The sequence below is a fragment of the Mycobacterium sp. TH-M106 genome (assembly GCF_057473765.1).
The window spans coordinates 1-2,953 of sequence record NZ_JBYCLE010000643.1 but is presented as its reverse complement, the minus strand read 5'-3'; the positions used below and the strand labels follow the sequence as shown (position 1 = coordinate 2,953).

The following is a 2,953-nucleotide window of genomic DNA, read 5'->3' as shown; positions in this document are numbered from 1 at the left end:
ATCTACATCATCGATCTGCAGCAGACGCTGACCTTCATCGACAAGGCATACGAGTTCGTCAAGGAGACCGTCGCCCACGGCGGGTCCGTGCTGTTCGTCGGCACCAAAAAGCAGGCCCAGGAGTCGGTCGCCGCCGAGGCGACCCGGGTCGGGATGCCCTATGTGAACCAGCGCTGGCTGGGCGGCATGCTCACCAACTTCTCCACCGTGCACAAGCGGCTGCAGCGGCTCAAGGAGCTGGAGGCCATGGAGCAGACCGGTGGTTTCGAGGGCCGCACCAAGAAGGAGATCCTCGGCCTGACCCGGGAGAAGAACAAGCTGGAGCGCAGCCTCGGCGGCATCCGTGACATGAGCAGGGTGCCGTCGGCGATCTGGGTGGTCGACACCAACAAGGAGCACATCGCCGTTGGCGAGGCCCGCAAGCTGGGGATCCCGGTGATCGCGATCTTGGACACCAACTGCGACCCCGATGAGGTCGACTTCCCGATCCCGGGCAACGACGACGCCATCCGTTCGGCGGCGTTGTTGACCAAGGTGGTCGCCTCGGCTGTCGCCGAGGGGCTGCAGGCCCGCGCCGGCCTCGGTGACGGCGACGGCAAACCCGAAGCCGAAGCCGCCGAGCCGCTGGCGGAGTGGGAGCAGGAGCTGCTGGCCTCCGCGACGCCATCGGCGACCGCACCGGCCCCGGCCGGCGCAGCCCCGTCCGGCGCCGAGACAGCCGCCGCCGCCATCGAGAAGAACACGGACGCACCGTAGGAAGGGTCTGAACATTGGCGAATTTCACTGCAGCCGACGTCAAGCGACTGCGGGAGCTGACCGGTTCCGGCATGCTCGACTGCAAAAACGCCCTCGCCGAAAGTGACGGCGACTTCGACAAGGCGGTCGAGGTGCTGCGGATCAAGGGTGCCAAAGATGTCGGCAAACGCGCCGAGCGGGCCACCGCCGAGGGCTTGGTCGCCGCGCAGGACGGTGCCCTGATCGAGCTGAATTCGGAGACCGACTTCGTCGCCAAGAACGCCGAATTCCGGCAACTGGCTGCGGATATCGTCGCGGCCGCCGCGGCGGTCAAAGCCACCGACGTCGATGCGCTCAAAGCTGCCCGGGTCGGCGATAAGACGGTCCAGCAGGCGATCGCCGACCTGTCGGCCAAGATCGGCGAGAAACTCGAACTGCGCCGCGTCGCCTACTTCGACGGCACCGTCGAGAGCTACCTGCACAAGCGGTCGGCCGACCTGCCGCCGGCCGTGGGCGTGCTGGTCGAATACCAGGGCGCTAACGCATCCGCCGAAGCTGCCGCCCACGCGGTTGCGCTGCAGATCGCCGCGCTGAAGGCCAAGTACCTGACCCGAAATGACGTGCCCACCGACGTGGTCGCAGACGAGCGCCGCATCGCCGAGGAGACCGCGAAGCAGGAGGGCAAACCCGAACAGGCGCTGCCCAAGATCATCGAGGGCCGGCTCAACGGCTTCTTCAAGGACACCGTGCTGCTGGAACAGCCGTCGGTCTCCGACAGCAAAAAAACCGTCAAAGTGCTGCTTGACGAGGCGGGCGTGACGGTGACCCGGTTCGTCAGGTTCGAGGTCGGGCAGAGTTAGTCGGGGTGAACGCGCTAGCGTCGTGTCATGCAGTACGTGCACGCCTTCGGTGACGACGCCCTCGGCGACAGCGACGCGGTCGGCCTGGCTGAGCGAATCGAATCGGGCGAGGTATCTCCCAGCGAGCTCGTCGAAGCCGCCATCGCCCGCACCGAGAAGGTCAACCCAGCCCTTAACGGCCTGGCTTACCAGGCGTTCGACCGCGCCCGAACCCGGGCTGGTGCCGGCCGGGTCTCCCGCGGCGGTTTCTTCGACGGGGTACCGACGTACATCAAGGACAATGTCAATGCCGCCGGCATGCCGACGATGCAGGGCACCGATGCGTGGGAACCTCACCCGGCAACTGCCGACGGCGATTTCGCGAAGCTGTATCTGGGCACCGGGCTGATCCCTCTGGGCAAAACCCAGCTCAGTGAGTTCGGCTTCAGCGCCTCGGCCGAGCACCCCCGGCTGGGAGCGGTGCGCAACCCGTGGCACACCGACTACACCGCCGGCGCCTCGTCGTCGGGATCAGCGGCGTTCGTCGCAGCCGGGGTGGTGCCGATCGCGCACGCCAACGACGGCGGCGGATCCATCCGTATCCCCGCTTCCTGCAACGGGCTGGTCGGTCTGAAGCCGTCCAGGGGCAGGTTGCCGCTGGACAGGGACTTGCGGCTGATGCCAGTACGTATCGTCTACAACGGCGTGGTCACCCGCTCGGTCCGCGACACCGCCGCGTTCTACCGGGAAGCCGAGCACATCTGGCGCAACCCCAAGCTGCCGCCGATCGGCGACATCCGGCACGCGGGAAAGCAGAGGGTCAAGATTGCCGTGGTCACCCGGTCATTGGTCCGCGAGGCCAGTCCGGACGTGCGGGAACAGACGATGAAAACTGCTGCGCTGCTAGAGGAACTCGGCCACCACGTGGAGCCGGTCGACCCCCCGCCGGTGCCGGCCCACTTCGCTGACGACTTCCTGCTGTACTGGGCGTTTCTGGCGACGGCCCTGGTATGGGGCGGGCGCCGGATGTTCGGTCCGACGTTCGACCGCACCCGGCTGGACAACCTCACCCTGGGGCTGGACCACTATGCCAGACGCCACCTCTACCGATTGCCTGTGGCGACGCTGCGGCTGGCCGCCTCACGACGGCACACCGCGCGGCTCTTCCGCAGCTACGACGCGATGCTGCTCCCGACGCTGCCCGATCCGCCGCCGCGCGTCGGCCACCTGGATCCGACCGCCGACTACCAACAGATCATCGATCGGCTGATCGACTGGGTGGCGTTCACGCCGCTGCAGAACGCTACCGGCGAACCCGCGATCTCGTTGCCGCTGGGCGAGTCCACCGAGGGTTTACCGGTGGGCATGATGCTCACCGC

At 67.1% G+C, this 2,953-nt stretch carries 3 protein-coding genes; all 3 read left to right on the top strand.

What is annotated here, in order from left to right:
* The coding region (gene rpsB / locus AC2VOP_RS21535; RefSeq protein WP_486962854.1) for a 30S ribosomal protein S2 at positions 1–756 on the top strand (756 nt) is incomplete at its 5' end.
* A 14-nt stretch (positions 757–770) separates the two neighbouring features.
* Entirely contained in the window at positions 771–1,595 is an 825-nt protein-coding gene (gene tsf, locus AC2VOP_RS21530) for a translation elongation factor Ts (RefSeq protein ID WP_486962853.1), read from the top strand.
* A gap of 27 nt (positions 1,596–1,622) precedes the next feature.
* Positions 1,623–2,953 (top strand): amidase (locus AC2VOP_RS21525; protein WP_486962852.1); only part of this gene is annotated, 1,331 nt, incomplete at its 3' end.